We start from the raw sequence: 20,040 nt of genomic DNA, 5'->3' as shown, positions 1-20,040 counted from the left end.
CCCCGCCCGAAGCTTAGACGAGCGGGGGCTGCGAGGAAACGCGTCAGCGCGTCCTGCGGAAGGTCAGATTGATCCGCTTGCGGCCGAGCAGCGGATGCTCGCCGTCGGCGAGCGGCGCGACGCCGTGATAGGCGAGCCTGCTGGCCCCACCCCAGACCACAACGTCGCCATGGACGAGGCGGAAGCGGCGCGGCTTGTCGCTGCGCGCAAGACCGCCAAACAGGAAGGTCGCGGGCAAGCCGAGCGAGACCGAGACGATCGGCGCCGAATAGTCCAGCTCGTCCTTGTCCTGATGCAGCGACAGCCGCGTGCCCGGCTCGTAGCGGTTGACGAGGCAGGCATCGGGGGCAAAGCCGTCGAAGCCGCCCTGCTCGGCCGCGCGGCGGGCCAGATCGCAGAACACCGGCGGCATCGCCGGCCATGGCGCACCGGTGCGCGGATCGATGGGGTCGTAGCGATAGCCGGTGTGATCGGTGATCCAGCCGCGCTCGCCGCAATTGGTCATCGCCACCGACATCTGGTAGCCGCCCGGCGTCATCATCCGCCGGAACGGCGATTGCGCCACGATGGCGCGCACCGCGTCGATCAGCCCGCTCTCGATCGGCTTGATGAAGCCGCGCAGCAGCACGGCGCCGTCGGCGATCTCCTCGCGGGACGGCTGCGCCTCGGCGACGCTGTCGAACAAATCACCCGTCAATCGCAGCGCTCATTTGGCATCGTGGAAGATCACACCCAGCGTGTGGCGCTGGCCGGACCTGATCCGGCTGACGCCATGGCGGAGATTAACGCGGTAGGTGCCGCGTGTCCCCTGCACCGGGCGGTGATGCACAGCGAAGGCGACCGCATCGCCCTGCGCCAGCGGCACCACCTCGGCACGGGACTGCATGCGCGGGCGCTGCTCGGTCAGCACGAACTCGCCGCCAGTGAAATCGCGTCCGGGCTCGGAGAGCAGGATCGCAACCTGGAGCGGGAACACGTGCTCGCCATAGAGGTCTTGGTGCAGGCAATTGTAGTCGCCGGCCTCATATTGCAGCAGCAGCGGCGTCGGCCGTGTCTGGCCGGCCTCGTGGCAGCGCTTCAGGAACGCCGCGTGTGCGGTCGGATAGCGGATGTCGATTCCCATCGCCTCGTTCCAGCGATTGGCGACGGCTTGAAGATGCGCGTAGAGCGCCGGGCGGAGCTGCGCGATCAGATCGGGCAGTGGATAGGCGAAGTACTTGTACTCGCCGCGACCAAAGCCGTGGCGGCCCATGACGATGCGGCTGCGGAAGTGGGCGTCGTCCGGGTAGAGCGCGGCGATGGCGCGGCATTGGTCCGGCGTCGGCAGGTTCTTCAGGACGGCGCAGCCCTGGGAGTCGAGCTCGGCGGTGATCTGCGGCCAGTCGAGGGCGTCGACGTGCGCGGCGAGGTCGGGTACGGAGTCTGGTACGGCAACACGTTTGGCAATGGCCATAGCGATCATCCCATTCACATCAGTCATTCCGGGGCGCGCCACCTGGCGCGAGCTATGGTGCGCAATTGCGCACCATAGCTCGCGACTACGTCGCGCCCCGGAATGACGGATGTGGGTGTGGCAAAGCGCGAGCGCTACGGCCACCCGATTTCCGATGACTCTCTCCCCGTCATTGCGAAAAGCCCTTGCGACGGTCGCGGTAGGGACGCTCATTGCTGAGCGCCCCCCGCACAGATCCGTACGTGCGGCTTTCCCGCATACGGCTCCCACCTCGGGTGAGTGACGGCGAAGCGTGTTCGGGGCCAAGGATGGAGGATTTGTGGCTTGGGGAGCAAGTCGGAGGCAAGCCGCGCAACCCGCTGCCACGTCGTGCCGTCGGTCTGGCTGCGGCGCCGAAGCATTCGCCTCCAGTGTTCGATGACGAAGTAGCGGAAGGCGGCAAGCGCTCGGCTGTTGGTCGGCACCGCATGGTAATTGAAGTACCCGGTGACGACCTGCCGCAGCCATTTGCCCTGTTCGAGCACCGACTGGTGCATGCGCCGTTGCAGCCCCTGCTTCACGGCTTGCAGCTTCGCCCGCATGCGATCCTTGCGAGACTTGCGCCTGATCTGGAACTTGCCTTGCCTGGATCGGCCGCAGATGAAGGTGAAGCCGAGGAAGCTGAAGGTCTCCGGCTTGCCGAGCCCGCGACGCCGGCGGTTGTCCTCCGCATGGCGTCCGAACTCGATCAGCCGGGTCTTCTCGGGATGCAGTGACAGCGCGAACTCCTTAAGCCGTATGCGCAGTTCTTCGAGGAAGTGCCGGGCCTCATCCTCATGCTCAAAGCCGACAATGAAGTCGTCGGCGTATCGCACGATGATCATGTCACCCGTGGCCTCGCGCCGTCGGAAGCGTTCGGCCCACAGATCAAGGGCATAGTGCAGGTAGATGTTGGCAAGCAGCGGCGAGATCACCGCCCCTTGCGCTGTCCCCTGCTCGCTGACCCTGACCGTCCCTTCTTCGAGGACACCCGCCTTGAGCCATTTGCGGATCAGGCGGATGATGCGCTGGTCGCCGATCCGATGCTCTACGAAGCGGATCAGCCATTCCTGGTCCACCGTGTCGAAGAACGCCCGGATGTCGGCGTCGACAATGAAGTTCACCTTTCTGCGCTCGATTCCGACCATGAGCGCATTCATCGCATCGTGCGTGCTGCGCCCGGGCCGGAACCCGTACGAGAACCCGAGGAAGTCTTCCTCATAGATCGCGTTGAGCACAGCGGCCGTTGCCCGCTGGACGATCTTGTCCTCAAGGGCCGCAATCGCCAGGGGTCGCTGCCGTCCGTCCGGCTTCGGGATATAGACCCGCCGCGACGGCTGTGGTCGATACGCGCCCCGGTGGATACGAGCATGCAGGTCCTCGAGATTGGCCTTGAGGTTTTGCTCATAGTCCCGCCACGTCACCCCGTCCGCGCCCGCCGCGGCATGCTTCTTCAGCGCGAAGAACTCCGCCGCGAGCAGGTCGGGATTGATGTGGTGGAGCAGCGCGGTGAACCTCTCCTTCTTCCTTTCCCTTGCCGTTCGCCGTATGCGTTCCAGCGCAGGTGTCACGCTTGTCCGGCTCGGCGTCCGGGACGTGCTTTGCTGGTCCGCATTCCCCTCGGTCACGGCCCTTTGCTCCACCTGCTCCTCCGCGGATCGCTCCGCTTCGTTCGCCGGCTTCCCAGCTACTACGGCCGCATCCGACTTCCCGCACCTGTTCATCATCGGCTTCGGCTCCTCGCCTTCCCGATGCGGACCTTGGAGGCTTGTTGCCATCGGCCAGATGCGGGACCTCCCAGGTTCCGACACGATCCCTTCCTGCGTGATGGGGTCTTCGACCACGGCAGAGCGTCAGTCCCTCGCATAGCGGGACCGCACATGTTGCCTTCGACGTTGCTTACCGTCTCGGCCTCTGCGAGTTTCTGTCTTTCGCGGCTCAATAGCCCACCCCACAGGATCGCTGTGTACGCTTCGCAGCCGCCGTCACCGGCGACCACGCAACACTCGCTACCGGGCGCCCGCTACGGCCTACCCGGACCGGTCTTCCACCGGCTGGATCGCGCCAGCTTCTCCTGGCGCACAAGCAATCCAGAGTCCCGCCGCGGAACTAGTCTGGATTGCTTCGCTTCGCTCGCAATGACGCGGAAAGAGATCAGCCCAACACCGGCAGCGTCACGACGTCATAGCCGTGCCTGATCGTCCGCTTCAGCACCGGGTCTTCCAGCTCGAAGTCTAAGCGGTCGGCCGGGCGGATGCCGCCCTTGGCGGCGAAGGTGCCGCCGAACATGACGCAGCCGTCGGGGAACTTGCCGCCGTCAAAGCCGCGCGCGATGAGGTCAGTGACCGGCAGCATCGCGTCCAGCGTGCCCTCCTGATAGAGCACACGCTCGCCATTAATGGTGGCGTAGGAGCGCAGGATCATCTTGTCCCAATGGCCGATGACCTCCTCGAGCTCCCAGAGTGTCGAGGCGATCGGCTTGTCGCACATCTGCTTGGATACCGTGACGTTGTAGGCCTCGACCTTGCGGTCGGTGTGATCGGAGCCGCAGCCGACGAAGATGCGGCCCTGCCAGCCGATCAGCACGAATTCGACCTCGCCGCTGGAGTCGCCACCGGTGCATTCGATGCGGTCTTCCTGGGTCAGCCGCCGTGCCGAGGCGCGGTAATAGATCGGGGTCGAGGCCGGGCGGGCGATGCCCATCTCCTCCAGCTCGGCGATGTGCTTGTCGCGCGCGACCGTGTCGCGGCCGGTCCAGCCGGCGATGACCAGCTGGTCGACCGCCAGCGTCAGCGGCGTGGTGGTGTCCTTGGCGTCGATGGTGAAAGTCAGGTCAAACACGAATGACGGCCTCCATGCCGGCAGCAAGCTCGAAGATACGGCGGTCCGAGCCGCCTGCGCCGGCCAGCATCAGGCCGACGGGAACGTCGCCCTCGCGATGACAGGGCAGCGAGATGGCGCAACCGTCGATCAGGTTGATCAGGCTGCAATTGCGCAAGGCGCGGATGTTCTCGCGGGCGAACGCCTGATCGTCGGCGAGGTCGGCGATCTTCGGCGGTGTGTTGGGGGTAGTCGGCAGCACCAGGGCGTCATAGGGCGCGATGCGCGCGTTGACGCGCGCGATCAGCGAGCGGCGTTCGTTGAGCAGGTCGATGTAATCGGCCGCGCTCTGCGCCTCGCCGCGCATGATGCGAACGAAGACGCGGGGATCGTAGACGTCGCCCTTGGCCGTGATGAGATAGCGGTGCCAGGCGTAGCTTTCGGACGCCGCAAAGCCGCCCTTGGCGTTCATCGGGCCGACGTCGTGGAATTCCACCATCTCGATCCGCTCGATGATGGCGCCGTGATCCGCGAGCGTCTTCAGTGCGCGTTCGAAGGTCTCGGAGACCGCCGCGTCGAGATCGTCGAGCGCGATCGTGGTCGGCACCGCGAGCCGCATGCCCCTCACGGGCCGCGGCTTCAGCGCGACGATGGGCTCGCCCGCGAGCACCGCATCGAGCATGGCACAACAGCTGACCGATCGCGCCAGAGGCCCGATGCTGTCGAGCGAGAAGGACAGCGGCACCGCGCCGTCCAGCGGCACGCGGCGCTGCGTCGGCTTGTAGCCGACGATGCCGTTATAGGCCGCCGGAATGCGGCAGGAGCCGCCGGTGTCGGTGCCGAGCGCGCCATGCGCCATGCCGTCGAGCACGGACACCGCGGCGCCCGAGGAGGAGCCGCCGGGCACATGGCCCACGGCCCGGTTCCAGGCGCCTTTCGGCATGCCGTAGTGCGGATTGATGCCGATGCCGGAATAGGCGAACTCGGTCATGTTGGTGCGCCCGATCAGCACGAAGCCGGCCTTGCGCAGCCGCGCGACCGCCACCGCATCGTGCTCCGCCGGATCGGAATCGTCGAGCGCACGGGAGCCGGCGCGCGTGGTCTGCCCCTTGATGTCGAAGAGATCCTTGATCGAGATGGGAATCCCGGCGTAGGGCGACGGCGCCGCCTTGACCTTGCGCAGGGCATCCATGGCCTCGGCGGTCGTCAGCGCGGCATCCTTGTCGACATGGATGAAGGCGCGCTGGCCCTCGCCGGCGGGATCGGCGATCCTGGCGAGGCAGGCCTCGACCAACTTGCGGGAGGTGGTGCGGCCGCTTTCGAGGTCTTCGGCGAGCTGCGCCAGGGTCGGAAAATCGGGCATGTCTGTCTCACGGAATATTTCGCGCGCAATCTATAGCGCTGGCTCAGCTCGACACAAGCATTGTGCGCATGATGGCATGCATGCGCATTGCTGGACCGTTGACGCGCCATGGTCGATTGTCGCATCAAGTTCGAAACCGGCGGGCGCGAGGCCTGTCTCTTGGGAGGAGCCGCCAACATGGCCGAACCGCAGCGCGCGCGACCGAAACCGACGCCGGAGACCCAGCATTTCTGGGACGGCACCAAGTCCGGCGAATTGCGCCTGCAGCGCTGCGATGCCTGCGCGCACGTCTACTTCCCGCCGCGCCCGTTCTGCCCCTCCTGCGCGTCGCGCAAGGTCAGCATCTTCAAGGCGAGCGGCAAGGGCTTTCTCTACAGCTACGTGATCAACCACCGGCCCGCCGCACCGGGCTTCACGCCGCCTTACGCCATCGCGGTGGTCGAGCTCGACGAAGGCCCGCGGATGATGAGCAACATCATCGACTGCCCGCAGACGCCCGAGGCGCTCGAGCTCGACATGAAACTCGAGGTCGCGTTCCAGGAGCTCGACGACAAGATCACCCTCCCCGTCTTCCGCCCGGCGAAGGGGTAGACCATGCGCAAGAACCAGGTTGCCGTCGTCGGCGCGGCCGAGACCACCGAGCTCGGTGTCATCCCCAACGCCTCGCAGCTCCAGCTGCACGCGGATGCCGCGCTCAACGCCATTGCCGACGCCGGGCTGAAGCTGTCCGACATCGATGGCTTTGCCACCGCGGTCGAAACGCCGCAGCAGGTCTGCCATTATCTCGGCATCAAGCCAACCTGGGTGGACGGCACCTCGGTCGGCGGCTGCTCCTTCATGCTGCATGTCCGTCACGCGGCGGCGGCGATCGAAGCGGGCCTGTGCAAGACCGTGCTGATCACCCATGCCGAGAGCGGCAAGTCGATGATCGGCAAATTGCCGCGCTCGACGCCGGCCGACAGCCTCAACGGCCAGTTCGAAGCGCCCTACGGCGTCTACGGCCCGCCGAGCATGTTCCCGATTCCCGTGCTGCGCTTCATGAAAACCTACGGCATCACGCATGAGCAGCTGGCTTCGGTTGCGGTGGTGCAGCGCGAATGGGCGGCGAAGAATCCGCGCGCGATGATGAAGGACCCGATCACGGTCACTGATGTCCTCAACTCGCGCATGATCGCCTATCCGTTCCGCCTCTTGCAGTGCTGCCTCGTCACCGACGGCGGCGGCGCGCTGATCCTCACCTCGGCCGACCGCGCCAGGGATTTTCCGAGGAAGCCGGTCTACATCATGGGCACCGGCGAGAGCGTCGAGACGCCGATGGTCAGCCAGATGGAGACGTTCAACTCCTCGCGTGCGTTCAAGACGGCGGGGCCGCTGGCGTTCAAGGAGGCCGGTATCGCGCACGGGGACGTCGACCATCTCATGATCTACGACGCGTTTGCGCATCTGCCGCTGTTCGGCCTCGGTGACCTCGGCTTCATGCCTTACGAGGAGACCGGTCAATTCATCGCGGACGGCAACACGCGGCCTGGGGCCAAGCTGCCGCTCAACACCAACGGCGGCGGCCTGTCCTACATGCACTCGGGCATGTACGGCATGTACGCGCTGCAGGAGAGCGTGCGCCAGATGCGCGGGATCGCGCCGGCCCAGGTGCCGAACGCGAAGATTTCGGTGTGCCACGGCGTCGGCGGCATGTTCGCCGCGAGTGGCACGATCGTGTTTACGAACGAGAGGTAATTTCTCGTCGTTCCGGGATGGTCCGAAGGACCAGACCCGGAACCTCGAGATTCCGGGTTCGTGCTTCGCACGCCCCGGAATGACAGAGACAACAGGAGGCATCCACATGAGCAAATCACTGCAGGACAAGGTCATCATCGTCACCGGCGCAGGCCGTGGCATCGGGCGCGAGATTGCGCTTCTGTGTGCGGCCGAGGGCGCCAAGGTCGTCGTCAACGATCCCGGCGGAGCCGCCGACGGCGCGGGCGCGAACGCGGCGCCCGCCGAGGAGGTGGTCGAGGAGATCAAAAAGCGCGGCGGCACGGCGGTTGCCAATTTCGAGTCGGTCGCGGAAGCTATTCCCGCCAGCAAGATCGTGAAGACCGCCACCGATCATTTCGGCCGGCTCGACGGCGTCGTCAACAATGCCGGCATCTTGCGCGACATGATCTTCCACAAGATGAGCGTCGAAGCCTTCGAGGCCGTCATCAAGGTGCATCTGATGGGCTCGTTCTACGTCTCTCACGCCGCGGCGCGCATCTTCCGCGAGCAGGAATCGGGCTCTTTCGTGCACTTCACCTCGACCTCGGGCCTGATCGGCAATTTCGGCCAAGCCAACTACGCCGCCGCCAAGCTCGGCATTGTCGGGCTGTCCAAATCCATCGCGCTCGACATGGGCCGCTTCAACGTCCGCTCCAACTGCGTCTCGCCGTTCGCCTGGACCCGCATGATCGGCACCATCCCGACCGAGACTGACGCGGAGAAGGCGCGCGTCGAAAAGATCAAGCAGATGGGCCCGGAGAAGATCGCCCCGCTCTGCGGCTATCTGCTCGGCGATTCCGCCAAGGACGTCACCGGCCAGATCTTTGGCGTGCGCATGAACGAGATCTTCCTGTTCAGCCAGAACCGGCCGATCCGCTCGGTGCAGCGGAGCGAAGGCTGGACGCCGCAGTCGATCGCGGAACACGGCATGCCGGCGCTCAAGGGCTCGTTCTACAAGCTCGACCGCTCCGCCGACATCTTCACCTGGGATCCGGTGTAACCGATCCCCTGCCTTTGCTGCATTGCGATCTCCGGTTTGTCCGGCCGGAGATCGCCCGCTTTACGCCCGATTACGGGCCGATGGTTTGCTCCCAACAAAAAAATCGGGAGGCAACCATGACAAAATCACTGACCATTCCCGCAAATAGCAGCCAGCCTTCTCTCGCGCGCCGCACCCTGTTGAAGGGCGCGGCGGCCGCAGTCGCGGCGACGGGCGTCACCATGAGCGGAGCCCTGGCGGCCTCGGTCGCGCCCCTCGGCCAGACCGGCGCACCGACGCGATCGACGGCGCCGCTGCCGCTCGGACCATTGCCGGGCAGCCGCTACCCGGATTCGCATCTGGAATCGGCCAAGAAGGGACCGCCGTCCTTCGGCCCTTCCGACTTTCCGGCCTTCGCCGGCACCATGGCGGTCGAGCGCGTCGCAACCGGCTTCCGCTGGGCCGAGGGACCCGTCTATTTCGCAGCCGGGCGATACGTGTTGTTCAGCGACATTCCGAACAACCGCATCATGCGCTTCTCCGAGGATGACGGTCACCTCAGCGTCTATCGCCAGCCCTCGATGAACTCGAACGGCAACACGATCGATCGCGAGGGGCGCCTGATCACCTGCGAGCATAGCGGCCGGCGTGTGACGCGGACCGAGCTCGACGGCTCGATCACGATCATTGCCGACAAATACAACGGCAAGCGGCTGAACTCGCCGAACGATGCGGTCGTGACTGCCGACGGCGCGATCTGGTTCACCGATCCCGCCTACGGCATCGGCGGTTTCTACGAGGGGATCAAGGCCGAGCCCGAGCAGGACAAGAAGAACGTCTACCGGGTCGATCCGAAGTCCGGAGAGGTCAAGGTCATGGTCGACGATTTTGTCGAGCCCAACGGGCTCGCCATCTCGCCCGACGAGAAGAAGCTCTACGTCTGCGACACCGGGTTCACCGACGGGCCGGGCAATCCTTCGCATATCCGCGTGTTCGACCTCGACGTCGCGGCCGGAAAGGTCTCGAACAGCAAGGTCTTTGCCGACATGCCGAAGCCCGGCATCACCGACGGCGTTCGCTGTGACACCGAGGGACGGGTCTGGTGCTCGGTCGGCTGGGGCGACCCGAACGAAGACGGCGTACGCTGCTATACGTCCTCGGGCGAATTGCTCGGCAAGATCCACATTCCCGAGACCGTGGCAAACCTGTGCTTCGGCGGGCAGCAGCGCAACAGGCTCTATATTTGCGGCTCGACATCGCTCTATGCCGTCTACACCAGTGTGCAGGGCGCGATGAAGCCGTGAGACATGCGAATAGCGAGTGGGAGTGGCGAATTGTGAACATGCTTCCGTTTTGCTACTCGCCATTCGCTATTCGCCCTACCCTGTATTCCTCAACCCCGCCGAAATCCCGTTGATCGTCAGCTGGATTCCGCGCAGCACCTGCTCGTCAGGGTTCTGCGCGCGGTGCTCTCTCAGGAGCTCGACCTGCACGTGGTTGAGCGGATCGAGATAGGGGAAGCGGTGGCGGACGGAGCGCTCCAGCAGCGGGTTGCCCTGGAGCAGCCGGTCCTGGCCCATGATGTCGAGCAGCGTCTCGATGCAGGAATGCCATTCGCGGCGGATGCGGCCGAAGATCTTTTCGCGCAAGGCCTCGTCCGGCACCAGCTCGGCATAGCGCGAGGCGATCGCGATCGAGCTCTTGGCCAGCACCATGTCCATGTTCGACAGCAGCATGCGGAAGAACGGCCATTCCTTGTAGAGCTCCTTCAGGAACGGCATGCCCTGCTCCGGATGCTCCGCGATCCACTGCTCGACCGCGCTGCCGAAGCCGTACCAGCCCGGCAGCATCAGGCGGCATTGCGCCCAGGAGAACACCCAGGGAATGGCGCGGAGGTCCTCGATCGCGCGGGTCTTCTTGCGCGAGGCCGGACGGCTGCCGATGTTGAGGGTGGCGATCTCGTTGATGACGGTCGACGACCAGAAGTAATCGACGAATCCATCGGTCTCGTAGACGAGACCGCGATAGGCTTTGAAAGCGAGGTTCGAGAGTTCGTCCATCGCGGTCAGATATTCGCGGCGCGGCGCGCTCTGGCGCGGATGCAGGAGGCTCGCCTCCAGCGTTGCCGCGGCGAGGATCTCCAGATTGTTGCGGCCGACCTCCGCGTTGGAATATTTCGACGAGATGATCTCGCCCTGCTCGGTGATGCGGATCTGGCCGTTCACCGCGCCACCGGGCTGCGCGATGATGGCGTCATAGCTCGGCCCGCCGCCGCGCCCCACAGAGCCGCCGCGGCCGTGGAACAGGCGTAAGCGCACGTGATGGCGCTCGAACACCTCGACGAGGCCGATCTCGGCCTTGTAGAGCTCCCAGCCCGAGGTGACGAAGCCGCCGTCCTTGTTCGAGTCGGAATAGCCGAGCATGACCTCCTGCACGCTGCCGCGGCTGTCGACGAGGCGGCGGTAATCGTGCAGCGACAGCATGCGATCCATGATGCTGCTGGAAGCCTGCAAGTCCTCGATGGTCTCGAACAGCGGCACGATGTTGATGGCGCTGCGGCCGGAGGGATGGACGAGGCCGACCTCCTTCAAGAGCACGGCGACCTCGAGCATGTCGGACATGCCCTTGCACATCGAGATGATGCATTGGGGAATAGCGTCCGAGCCGAATTTCGCATGCGCTTCCGCGGCGGCATGGAACACGTTGAGCTCACCCATGGTCTCGTCGCTGTATTTGACGAAAGGCGAGACCAGCGCGCGCGTCGAGCGCAACTCGTTCGTCAGCAGCGAGATGCGGGCGTCCTCGCCGAGCACGAGATAGGACATGCCGGGATTGGCGGCGTCGATCAGCTCGGCGATGGTGCGCTCGTGCACCGCCGAATTCTGACGGATGTCGAGCCGGGCAAGATGGAAGCCGAAGCAGTCCACCGCGCGGCGCAACAGCCGCAGCCGGCCGCGGGCGATGACGCGGGCATTGTTGGAGATCAGCGAGCGATGCAGCACGTCGAGATCGGCCTGCAACTCCCTGACGCTCTCGTAAGGCGCCGCTTTGCCGACCGGCCGGCGCGTGATCTCGACTTCGAGCTTTTCAGCCGTCGCGGTGAGCCGGGCATAGATGCCTGAGACTGCGAGGCGATAGGGCTCGCCGCTCCGGTGCGGCGAGGTGTCGGGCGAGCGCTCCGCCAGGGTGCGCAGCTCCTCCGAGACGTCGGCGAGATGGGCTGCGATCGACAGCTCGGAGCCGAGCACGTGCAGCTCGTTGAGATAGAATTGCATCACCCGGCTCGACTGCAGCCGCAGCGTGCCGCGCATCACGTCGGCAGTGACGAAGGGATTGCCGTCGCGGTCGCCGCCGATCCAGCTGCCCATGCGCAGGAACGAGGCAAGCTCGCCGGCGGCCTGCTCGCCGCCCTGCTCCAGCCGGTCCTCCAGCGCGTTGATGAGCCGCGGCACCTCGCGCAGGAAGGTGTAGTCGTAGAACGACAGGCCGTTGGCGACCTCATCCAGCACGGTGAGCTTGGTCCGGCGCAACAGATTGGTCTGCCACAACGTCAGCACCTCGCGGCGCAGCTGCTCGTCGCCGGCCTCGGCCTCCTCCGCGGTCAGTGCGACGCGCTCGCGGCGGTCGAGCAGGGCTGCGATCTCCATCTCGCGGTCCATGGTGCTCTTGCGGCGGACCTCGGTCGGGTGCGCGGTCAGCACCGGGCTGACCAGCGCGGTCTTGAAGAAGGTGCGGAGCTGGTCGGGGCCGATGCCGGCGGCTTTGGCGTGCGCCAGTGTCTCCGCCAGCACGCCGGAGCTGCCCCCCTTGCCAGCGCGCATCTGTCGGATGTTGTTTTGGTCCTCGGCGATATTGGCAAGATGGGAGAAATAGCTGAAGGCGCGGACGATCCGCACCGTCTCGGAGGTCGACATGCTGTCGAGGATCTGCTCGAGCTCGCGGCGGGCGAGCCGGTCCTCGTCGCGGTGGAACCTGATCGAGGTCTGGCGGATGCGCTCGACCAGGTCGAACACATCAGCTCCCTCCTGGTCGCGCACGGTGTCGCCGAGAATGCGCCCGAGCAGGCGGATGTCGTCCCGCAGCCGGACATCGGCCTCCATCGCCTGGACATCCTCAGGGCGGTTGGGGCGCTGCTCAGTGGCGTCGGATGATACGGTCTGGAGGGACATGGCTCGCTCCCCTGCTCGCGCCCTTGGCGGCCCGGTCCGGCGGAGTGTGCGATATTTTTCTGCCGCAGTGCAAGATGAAGTTGAGCGCGGTGCGGCAGGGCGAAGATTTCGTGTCCCGGACGCGCTGCAACGCTCTTGCGTTGCTGCGCAGAGCCGGGACCCCGAAGACAACACGGTACACCTGGAGAGATGGGCCCCGGCTTTGCAGCGCACCACGCCGCACCGGACGATGCTTCGCATCGCCGGGGGCGCACTGCGCTGCGTCCGGGGCACGAGAAAATAGCTAATCGTATAATAAACATGCCTTCGCAGTCTCGCGGCTGAATCCGCCCGAGCTTTGCTGTCCGTTTCGCCCTCATCGAGAAGCAAGGGCGCAGGGAAGGCCGGGCGCCGGCTGGCACCCAAGGTCCGCACGCGACAAGACGCACGCGGGGTGACCACAGGTGATGCCGGAACATCCCGGCCTTCCCTGCGCGATGGTGTTACGGCTTATGGCGCGCTCTCCCCGGGGAGCGATGCACTATTGCCCCCGTCGCCTTGCGGATCACTGATGCGCGCACCCGGTCGGGCCGCTTCACCACCGCAAGCCTTGACGCACAGACCCCGGGCGTCAGGACCACACGCTTTTGCCGTCCGCGGACGTCCCTCCCCGGACAGTCGGAAGCTCGCGCGTGCTCGCCCCCAATGCCGAAGAGAAACGCTGTGACCGCACCGTGTCGTGCCGCGGATCGTGATGGCTCACGGATTTGCCCGCCCTGCCACCCCGTCACGCGCCGGCGCTGCCGCGTCCATCGCATCCCGGCCTACGTATCGTGACGATCGCGAAACGTCCCTTTGACGAGCCGGGATGCGCTGCGGTTTACCCGAAACAGCGAATTCGGTCAATCAGAATATTTTCTACTCCCGCCCCTTGACCTGCATTGGCGTGTTTTGCCCGTCGAGGCTGGGCAAGAATTGGTCGTTGGCGGGCTCATGCCGGAACGAAGCGGCCGATTTGGAGCGGCGGTCGGATATTGGTCCAGAGAGGCTCTGGAGCAACCAGGATGTGCTGGAGGAGGGCTGCGAAGATACATTGGCAAACAGCAAGCCTCTTTGCGAGGGCAGCCAGAAACCCGTCAAATCCAAGGATGTTGAGCGCACGGGTGAAATTGTAGCAGAGCGCCATCAGGCTCCATTCGCCGCGGACCTTGTCGAAGCCGCGGACCAGGAAATGACGATAGCCGGCACGGCATTTGAGCGTGCCAAACGGATGCTCGACAATCCCCGAACGACGACGCATCAGCTCGCCCGCACCCTGCATCCGTGCGCGGTGGCGTTCGAGAACATCTTCATGCTCCCAGCGACCAATGGTCCGGTAGGTGGTGGTCGGTGAGAGACAGCGGACCTTGAGCGGGCAGCTCCTGCAGATTGCTACACGGGCCGCGTAACGGATCTCAATGCGGCCGCTGGTGTTCTTTTGCCTGCTCTTGAACGGATGCAGCGGCTGGCCCGCAGGACAACGGTAGGTGTCGGTTGCACCATCATAGTTGAAGTCCTTGAGCGCAAAGCGGCCTTGCTTCTCGAGCCGCGCGCTACCTTCGGGCAGCGGTACATAGGCAATGATACCCTCGTCCTCGCAGGCCTTCAGTTCGACACTGCTGTAATAGCCCTCATCGGCCAGCGCCTGCAGTGTCTCGGCTCCAAGAGCCTTTTTGGCCGCCTTGGCCATCGCAGAGAGCTGTCGAACATCACTGCTGTCGTTGACTACCTCACTCGCGACAATGAGCTTGTGCTTGTCATCAACCGCGGTCTGCACATTGTAGCCTGCAATGCCCTGACCATTCTTGACCAGAAGCCGGGCGTCCGGATCCGTCAGCGACATTTGCGTCTCGCCACTCTCTTCCAGCCGAGCCAGATCGGCCTCGGCACGTGAACGCTTCGCCATCAGCGCCGCGACCTTCGCAGCGATATCACCGCCATCTCCTCGACCATCACCGTCCGCGCGATCCTTCCCCGGCTTCTTGACCTCTGCCGCATCATTGTCTTCAACAGACTTGCGGTAAGCCTCGATCTCCTGGTCCAGCCTCGCGATCTGCTCGCCAAGCCGCTTGCGCGTAAAGATGGAAGCCTTGCTGGCGTCGCCGTGGAACAGGGAACCATCAATCGCTACGATCGTGCCGCCCACAAGCCCAAGCTCCCGAGCCAGCAGCACGAAGCTGCGGTTCGCGGCCTTCAGCGCCTTCCAGTTCTCCTTGCGGAAGTTGGCAATCGTCCGATAACCCGGCTTCAGTCCCTTCAGCAGCCAGATCAGCTCCAGATTGCGGCCAGATTCCCGCTCTAGCCGTCGCGACGACCTGACCTGGTTGATGTAGCCGTAAAGATAGAGCTTCAGCAGATCGGCAGGATCATACGGCGGCTGCCCGACTTCTTCCGCGCCACGATCCGCGTGGCCGAAACCAAGCTTTGCAAGGTCGAGCGCGCAAACGAAGCTCTCGATTGCCCGCACCGGATTGTCCGGCCCGACATAGTCCTCAATCCGCGCAGGCAGAAGACTGGGTTGCTCCCGGCTCTCGCCGGTCTTGAATGTGCGATTCGCCATAAGACGAATCCTACATCAACTCTCAAAAAACGACGTTCTTGCCCAGCCTCGTCGGGCAACGCGAGGCATGGTGTGCGCAGCATCGCCCGGCCGCGTCCCGCAGCAGCCAAAGGCGCCCCCGACGTCTGGTTTGCCACCGACAGCCAGCGTAACAAACGAATGGAGATTTCGTCGCCTGAGGCCAAGAGCTGAACGTCTCGACCATGTCCAATTGCAGCGCTTGCTACGGCCAGAAAGCAAGATGACAACTTACGGCGATGGTGGCAGAATGGTGGCAGACGTGGTTTGAAGACTTGGCGACCAAGAACAACGAAGAGAATAGTTCGCCGCGGTCACGTTGTCCAAGGGAGGAGATGGCTCATGAAACGCTTGTTTCTGGGGTTGATCGCCGTTGCCCTGATCGCTTCGGCGTTTGTCGTATCCACCACAACAGTCATGGCGCAGACGAAGGTGTTGAAGATGCAGGCCACATGGCCGGCGTCGCTCACGCTCTATGACAACTTCACCTATTTCGCCGACCGGGTGAACAAGCTGTCAGCCGGCGCGCTGAAGATCGAGGCGATGCCCGCCGGCCAGGTCGTGCCGGCGTTCGAGGTGCTGGACGCAACCCACAAGAAGGTGCTCGACGGAGCGCATGCGTGGGCCGGCTACTGGACCGGCAAGAACAAGACCGCGATCCTGTTCACCGGCGGTCCCGGCGGCACCTTCGGCATGGACTTCATGGACGTGATGGGTTGGCTCTATCACGGCGGCGGCCTCGAGCTTTACAACGAGTTTTATCAGAAGGAGCTCAAGCTCAACCTCGTCGTGTTTCCAATCCTGCCTGCGGGGCCGCAGGCATTCGGCTGGTTCAAGAAGCCGATTCAGACGGTCGAGGACATGAAGGGCATGAAATGCCGCCAGACCGGCATGGCCGGCGAAGTATGGCAGGCGCTCGGCTTCACGGTGGTCAACATGCCGGGCGGAGAAATCATTCCCTCCGCGCAACGCGGCGTGATCGATTGCGCCGAATGGGTCGGCGGCATCGAGGATCTGCAGCTCGGCTTCCATAACGTCTGGAAGTATCACTATTCACCCGGCTTGCATGAGAACGTGACGGTCGGCGAGCTCGTCATCAACGGCGATGTGTGGAAGGAGCTCAGCCCGCAACATCAGGAGATCATCAAGTCGGCGGCCAACGAGACATTCCTCGTCTGGTGGACCAAGTGGCAGCGCCAGAACGCCGATGCGCTGATCGAGATGCAGCAGAAGCACGGCGTACAGATCCTGCGCACGCCGACGGAGATCCTGCTGGCCTTCATCAAGAAGTGGGACGAGATTGCGGCGGCCGAGGGCGCCAAGAACCCGTTCTTCAAGAAGGTGCACGACTCGCAGAAGGCCTATGCCAGCGCTGTGGTGCCGTACAAGAGGTCCTACTTCCCGCCATACTCCTTCATGGCGAACTACTACTTCCCTACCGAGAAATAGGGCTTCCTCCGAGGGCGGCCGATTTGACCGCCCTCAATCCGCACGCAGGCGGCCTGCTTTGCGCCGCACGAATGATCGGCGAAAGGGGCGAGGCATGGCTGAGATAACAGACAGGCAGTCGCCGGCGCTATTGGCCATCATCAGGGTGATCGACGGCTTCACGGACCGGACCGGCACGATCATCTCGTGGCTCTCGGTGCCGCTGGTTCTCGCCGTCGCCTACGAGGTTGGCGCGCGTTACCTGTTCAACGCGCCGACCATATGGGCCTACGACGCAACCTACATGCTGTACGGCTCGCTCTTCATGCTTGGCGCCGCTTACGCGCTGCACAAGGGTGCTCATATCCGTACCGACTTCTTCTGGGAGAAGTTCTCGATCCGCAGGAAAGGCTGGATCGATGCGATCTCCTATGTCGTCTTCTTCTTCCCGAGCCTGATCATGCTGTTCCTGATCAGCTGGAACGAATTTCACTACGCCTGGCTGATCAACGAGACTTCGGATCAGACACCCTGGCGACCCGTGCTGTGGCCGTTCAAGTTCGTCGTGCCGCTCGCCTGCCTCCTGCTGCTGGTCCAGGGCGTGTCCGAGTTGATCAAGAGCATCTACATGGCGCGCACCGGCGTCGAACTGGAGCATAAGGAGAAGGTCGAGATATGACCGCAGAAGCGCTCATCGGCCTCATCATGCTGCTGGTGCTGCTTGGCGCGATCTTCATCGGTGTGCCGATCTCGTTCACGTTGCTGTTTCTCGCCTTTACGTTCGGCTACTGGGGTATGGGCGCCACGGTCTTCGAGCTTGGTTACTTCCAGACCATCGGCATGATGAAGGAAGAACTCCTCGCCGCCGTGCCGCTGTTCATCTTCATGGGCTTCATCACCGAGCAGGCGGGACTCATGGAGCGCCTTTTTACGGCGTTCCGCATGCTGCTTGCGCCGGTGCGCGGCGCACTCTTCCTTGTCGTCATCCTGACCTCGACCGTGTTCGCGATGGCGACAGGCATCGTCGGCGCAGCCGTCACCGTTCTTGGCATCATGGCATCGCCGATCATGACGAAGGCGGGCTATGATGCCAAGCTTTCAGCGGGCACCATCACGGCGGGCGGCACGCTCGGTATTCTCATTCCTCCGTCGGTCATGCTGATCGTGATGGGGCCGGTGCTCGGGGTTTCGGTCGCCGATCTCTATGCTGCAGCCTTCGGACCGGGCTTTCTGCTGGCCGGCATCTACATCGCCTATCTGATGGGTCGCTCCTTCATCAATCCCAAGCTCGGGCCGCCAGTGCCAAAGGATGAGCGGATCTACTCCGCTGGATACATTGCGCGCGAGGTGGTCGTCGGCACGCTGCCGCTGCTCGGGCTCATCACGGCGACGCTCGGCTCGATCATCGGGGGGCTTGCGACGCCGACGGAGGCGGCCGGGATCGGCAGCGTCGGCGCACTGATCCTCGCCATCGCATATGGCAGGTTCTCGTTCAGCGGACTGCAGCGCGCCATGACCTCGACGATGGGGACGTCGAGCATGGTCCTGCTGCTGGCGGTCACGTCGAACATTTTCGGTGCGGTGTTCGCCCGCCTCGGCTCGGCGAACTGGATCACCGAGACGATGCTCGGCCTGCAGTTGCCGCCGAGCCTCATGCTGATTGTCGTGCTCTTTCTCGTTTTCCTGCTGGGGTGGCCGTTTGAGTGGCCGGCCATCATCCTGGTGTTTCTGCCGATCTTCTATCCCGTCGTGAAAGGCATGGGCATCGACCTCATATGGTTCGGAGCGTTGGTTGCGGTGGTGCTGCAGACCGCCTTCCTGTCGCCGCCCGTCGCCATGTCAGCGTACTATCTCAAGCAGGTGGTCAAGGGCTGGAGTCTCCGGACGATCTACGCTGGCATGTTCCAGTTCATGGTGCTGCAGCTGATCTGCGTTGGCCTGATGATTGCTTTCCCCGGCATTGCGACCTGGTTCCCACACACGCTGCAAGAGGCATCTCGCAGCCAGGTGATCCCCGAGGAGTACAGAAAAATCCTGGAACAGCAGAAACAAGCACCGTCCCTGGAAGACGAGGACTGGTTGACACCAAAAAAGAAGTAGGCGCGTAGAATGGGTTGAACTTTTGCGAAAACCCATCATGCCTCCTCATCAGCGGACGGATTGACGGCTTCGCTGGCGCTCTACCCGTCGAGCCTGCGTGTTCAGCCTGGGGCGAGAAGCAGAGGAAGCCACCGCCGCGCCTTGCGGTTGTGTCACGAGCGCTGTAGCTATTTCTGAATGGACATTCGGGACGCCAAGATTGAGGACGCAGAAGCCGCCTGCCTCATTATGAGGCGGTCGATTGCAGAACTGTGCGAGGCTGATCACAAGAACGATACCACCATCCTGGAGCGGTGGTTAGGAAACAAGACCCCTGAGATTTTCGCTTCCTGGATCAGTCAGCCGGGAAATTCGCTGCTAGTGGCGGTTGAGGACAACAGGATTCTTGCCGTGGGTTCGGTTACTGACGCCGGCCAAATCACTCTGAACTACGTTTCTCCCGACGTGAGATTTCGCGGCATCAGTCGTGCATTGCTTCGGGCGCTCGAAGCACGAGCGCTGGAGCGAGGCAACGCGCGCTGCAGCCTGACCAGCACCGAAACCGCCCTTCGATTTTATCGCTCCAACGGCTATACGGCGGACGGCCAGCCCGTCGGGAAATTCGGTACCAGCTCCGGCTACCCGATGTCGAAGACGCTCGTTACGCATAGACGTTGACGGCAACGACTTCATGAGTTCAGGGGTAGGATGGGTAGAGCCCTTGCGAAACCCAACATGCTTCGCCACAAGCGGATGGATGATGAGTTTCGCTGGCGCTCTACCCATCCTACGGGCCACGCGGTCGCCCTACGCCGGCACGATCACCTTGCCGATCGGCCAGAGCGCGATGCCGGCGAGCTTCAGATGGGCCCAGGCGAAGGGGATGCCGATGATGGTGACCGCGAGCACGAGGGCGGTCAGGAGGTGACCGAGCGCCAGCCACCAGCCGGCGAGCACGAACCAGATGATGTTGCCGATCACCCCGAGCGGGCCGGTGCCGATATCCTCAACGCCGGTAACGTCGTAGCGGCTGACCGCCTTCGAGCCGAACGGCAGCAGCGTGTAGACGGCGATGTTGAACGCCGCCCGCGCCCAGGGCAGGCCGATGATGGTGATCGCCATGACGATCGCGGCGATCAACCAGCCGAACGCCATCCAGGCGCCGCCGATGAGGATCCAGAGGATGTTGAGCAGGATGGAAACGGGCGCCATGGGATGATCCGGAGGTTGGTGACCACCGTTCATATAGGTACGAAATCTGTCCCTGCGAAGACAGTAACGTAGCCCGGATGGAGCGCAGCGCAATCCGGGAAAGTCACTCCGCGGCGACAGCGGCGTAGCCTGGATGGAGCGCAGCGCAATCCAGGATGATCTCTCCGC

General features: G+C 63.9%; 16 protein-coding genes. 8 read left to right on the top strand and 8 right to left on the bottom strand.

Going from position 1 to position 20,040, the window contains the following annotated elements:
* Nucleotides 1-43: 43 nt before the first annotated feature.
* From alkB to N2604_RS15400, 5 genes are all read right to left on the bottom strand, one after another.
* The gene (gene alkB / locus N2604_RS15420) at nucleotides 44-697 is read right to left on the bottom strand and encodes a DNA oxidative demethylase AlkB (RefSeq protein WP_260375476.1); all 654 of its coding nucleotides are present in this window, start codon (nucleotides 695-697) and stop codon (nucleotides 44-46) included.
* Between the two features lie 9 nt (nucleotides 698-706).
* Nucleotides 707-1,453, bottom strand: a complete 747-nt coding sequence (locus N2604_RS15415; protein WP_260375475.1) for a 2OG-Fe(II) oxygenase — start codon at nucleotides 1,451-1,453, stop codon at nucleotides 707-709.
* A gap of 209 nt (nucleotides 1,454-1,662) precedes the next feature.
* Entirely contained in the window at nucleotides 1,663-3,195 is a 1,533-nt protein-coding gene (gene ltrA / locus N2604_RS15410) for a group II intron reverse transcriptase/maturase (protein WP_409241725.1), read from the bottom strand.
* 430 nt (nucleotides 3,196-3,625) lie between these two features.
* Entirely contained in the window at nucleotides 3,626-4,312 is a 687-nt protein-coding gene (locus N2604_RS15405) for a DUF2848 domain-containing protein (protein WP_260375474.1), read from the bottom strand.
* Nucleotides 4,305-5,654: an amidase gene (locus N2604_RS15400; protein ID WP_260375473.1), complete on the bottom strand. Its 1,350-nt coding sequence runs from the start codon at nucleotides 5,652-5,654 to the stop codon at nucleotides 4,305-4,307. Before N2604_RS15400 ends, N2604_RS15405 begins: the two co-directional genes overlap by 8 nt.
* 177 nt (nucleotides 5,655-5,831) lie before the next feature.
* Between N2604_RS15400 and N2604_RS15395 the strand changes: the two genes are divergently transcribed.
* From N2604_RS15395 to N2604_RS15380, 4 genes are all read left to right on the top strand, one after another.
* The gene (locus tag N2604_RS15395; RefSeq protein ID WP_260375472.1) at nucleotides 5,832-6,245 is read left to right on the top strand and encodes a Zn-ribbon domain-containing OB-fold protein; all 414 of its coding nucleotides are present in this window, start codon (nucleotides 5,832-5,834) and stop codon (nucleotides 6,243-6,245) included.
* Between the two features lie 3 nt (nucleotides 6,246-6,248).
* Nucleotides 6,249-7,388 carry a thiolase C-terminal domain-containing protein gene (locus tag N2604_RS15390; RefSeq protein ID WP_260375471.1) on the top strand — a complete coding sequence of 380 codons (1,140 nt, stop codon included), beginning with the start codon at nucleotides 6,249-6,251 and terminating at the stop codon, nucleotides 7,386-7,388.
* A gap of 106 nt (nucleotides 7,389-7,494) precedes the next feature.
* Complete coding sequence (locus N2604_RS15385; protein ID WP_109144458.1) at nucleotides 7,495-8,409, top strand: SDR family NAD(P)-dependent oxidoreductase; 915 nt, start codon at nucleotides 7,495-7,497, stop codon at nucleotides 8,407-8,409.
* Nucleotides 8,410-8,525: 116 nt separating this feature from the next.
* Nucleotides 8,526-9,692, top strand: coding sequence for an SMP-30/gluconolactonase/LRE family protein (locus tag N2604_RS15380; RefSeq protein WP_260375470.1), 1,167 nt, complete (start codon nucleotides 8,526-8,528; stop codon nucleotides 9,690-9,692).
* A 75-nt stretch (nucleotides 9,693-9,767) separates the two neighbouring features.
* On the opposite strand, the gene ppc is transcribed toward N2604_RS15380, so the two are convergent.
* Together ppc and N2604_RS15370 are read right to left on the bottom strand one after the other, a co-directional pair.
* Entirely contained in the window at nucleotides 9,768-12,488 is a 2,721-nt protein-coding gene (ppc, locus tag N2604_RS15375; protein ID WP_409241736.1) for a phosphoenolpyruvate carboxylase, read from the bottom strand.
* 1,039 nt (nucleotides 12,489-13,527) lie between these two features.
* Nucleotides 13,528-15,135: an IS1182 family transposase gene (locus N2604_RS15370; RefSeq protein WP_260370117.1), complete on the bottom strand. Its 1,608-nt coding sequence runs from the start codon at nucleotides 15,133-15,135 to the stop codon at nucleotides 13,528-13,530.
* Nucleotides 15,136-15,495: 360 nt separating this feature from the next.
* Between N2604_RS15370 and N2604_RS15365 the strand changes: the two genes are divergently transcribed.
* The 4 genes from N2604_RS15365 to N2604_RS15350 all read left to right on the top strand — a co-directional run bounded on the left by N2604_RS15365 (nucleotide 15,496) and on the right by N2604_RS15350 (nucleotide 19,338).
* The gene (locus tag N2604_RS15365; protein WP_260375468.1) at nucleotides 15,496-16,602 is read left to right on the top strand and encodes a TRAP transporter substrate-binding protein; all 1,107 of its coding nucleotides are present in this window, start codon (nucleotides 15,496-15,498) and stop codon (nucleotides 16,600-16,602) included.
* Nucleotides 16,603-16,696: 94 nt separating this feature from the next.
* Nucleotides 16,697-17,260 carry a TRAP transporter small permease subunit gene (locus tag N2604_RS15360; protein WP_260375467.1) on the top strand — a complete coding sequence of 188 codons (564 nt, stop codon included), beginning with the start codon at nucleotides 16,697-16,699 and terminating at the stop codon, nucleotides 17,258-17,260.
* Between the two features lie 26 nt (nucleotides 17,261-17,286).
* Nucleotides 17,287-18,681, top strand: coding sequence for a TRAP transporter large permease subunit (locus tag N2604_RS15355; RefSeq protein WP_260375466.1), 1,395 nt, complete (start codon nucleotides 17,287-17,289; stop codon nucleotides 18,679-18,681).
* A 177-nt stretch (nucleotides 18,682-18,858) separates the two neighbouring features.
* Nucleotides 18,859-19,338, top strand: a complete 480-nt coding sequence (locus tag N2604_RS15350; RefSeq protein ID WP_260375465.1) for a GNAT family N-acetyltransferase — start codon at nucleotides 18,859-18,861, stop codon at nucleotides 19,336-19,338.
* 129 nt (nucleotides 19,339-19,467) lie between these two features.
* Here N2604_RS15350 and N2604_RS15345 read toward each other — a convergent pair whose 3' ends face one another.
* Nucleotides 19,468-19,872: a YccF domain-containing protein gene (locus N2604_RS15345; RefSeq protein WP_260375464.1), complete on the bottom strand. Its 405-nt coding sequence runs from the start codon at nucleotides 19,870-19,872 to the stop codon at nucleotides 19,468-19,470.
* Nucleotides 19,873-20,040: the final 168 nt, after the last annotated feature.

This window comes from Bradyrhizobium sp. CB1015, assembly GCF_025200925.1.
Taxonomy (GTDB): Bacteria; Pseudomonadota; Alphaproteobacteria; order Rhizobiales; family Xanthobacteraceae; genus Bradyrhizobium.
This window is presented reverse-complemented; position numbering and strand designations above follow the sequence as displayed.

Bases quoted from the DNA above. Each gene is read 5' to 3' on its own strand.
- N2604_RS15415 (WP_260375475.1), bottom strand. From the start codon at position 1,453: ATGGCCATTGCCAAACGTGTTGCCGTACCAGACTCCGTACCCGACCTC.
- ltrA (WP_409241725.1), bottom strand. From the start codon at position 3,195: ATGAACAGGTGCGGGAAGTCGGATGCGGCCGTAGTAGCTGGGAAGCCG.
- N2604_RS15400 (WP_260375473.1), bottom strand. From the start codon at position 5,654: ATGCCCGATTTTCCGACCCTGGCGCAGCTCGCCGAAGACCTCGAAAGC.
- N2604_RS15395 (WP_260375472.1), top strand. From the start codon at position 5,832: ATGGCCGAACCGCAGCGCGCGCGACCGAAACCGACGCCGGAGACCCAG.
- N2604_RS15390 (WP_260375471.1), top strand. From the start codon at position 6,249: ATGCGCAAGAACCAGGTTGCCGTCGTCGGCGCGGCCGAGACCACCGAG.
- N2604_RS15385 (WP_109144458.1), top strand. From the start codon at position 7,495: ATGAGCAAATCACTGCAGGACAAGGTCATCATCGTCACCGGCGCAGGC.
- N2604_RS15380 (WP_260375470.1), top strand. From the start codon at position 8,526: ATGACAAAATCACTGACCATTCCCGCAAATAGCAGCCAGCCTTCTCTC.
- ppc (WP_409241736.1), bottom strand. From the start codon at position 12,488: ATGGAGGCCGATGTCCGGCTGCGGGACGACATCCGCCTGCTCGGGCGC.
- N2604_RS15370 (WP_260370117.1), bottom strand. From the start codon at position 15,135: ATGGCGAATCGCACATTCAAGACCGGCGAGAGCCGGGAGCAACCCAGT.
- N2604_RS15365 (WP_260375468.1), top strand. From the start codon at position 15,496: ATGAAACGCTTGTTTCTGGGGTTGATCGCCGTTGCCCTGATCGCTTCG.
- N2604_RS15360 (WP_260375467.1), top strand. From the start codon at position 16,697: ATGGCTGAGATAACAGACAGGCAGTCGCCGGCGCTATTGGCCATCATC.
- N2604_RS15355 (WP_260375466.1), top strand. From the start codon at position 17,287: ATGCTGCTGGTGCTGCTTGGCGCGATCTTCATCGGTGTGCCGATCTCG.
- N2604_RS15350 (WP_260375465.1), top strand. From the start codon at position 18,859: ATGGACATTCGGGACGCCAAGATTGAGGACGCAGAAGCCGCCTGCCTC.
- N2604_RS15345 (WP_260375464.1), bottom strand. From the start codon at position 19,872: ATGGCGCCCGTTTCCATCCTGCTCAACATCCTCTGGATCCTCATCGGC.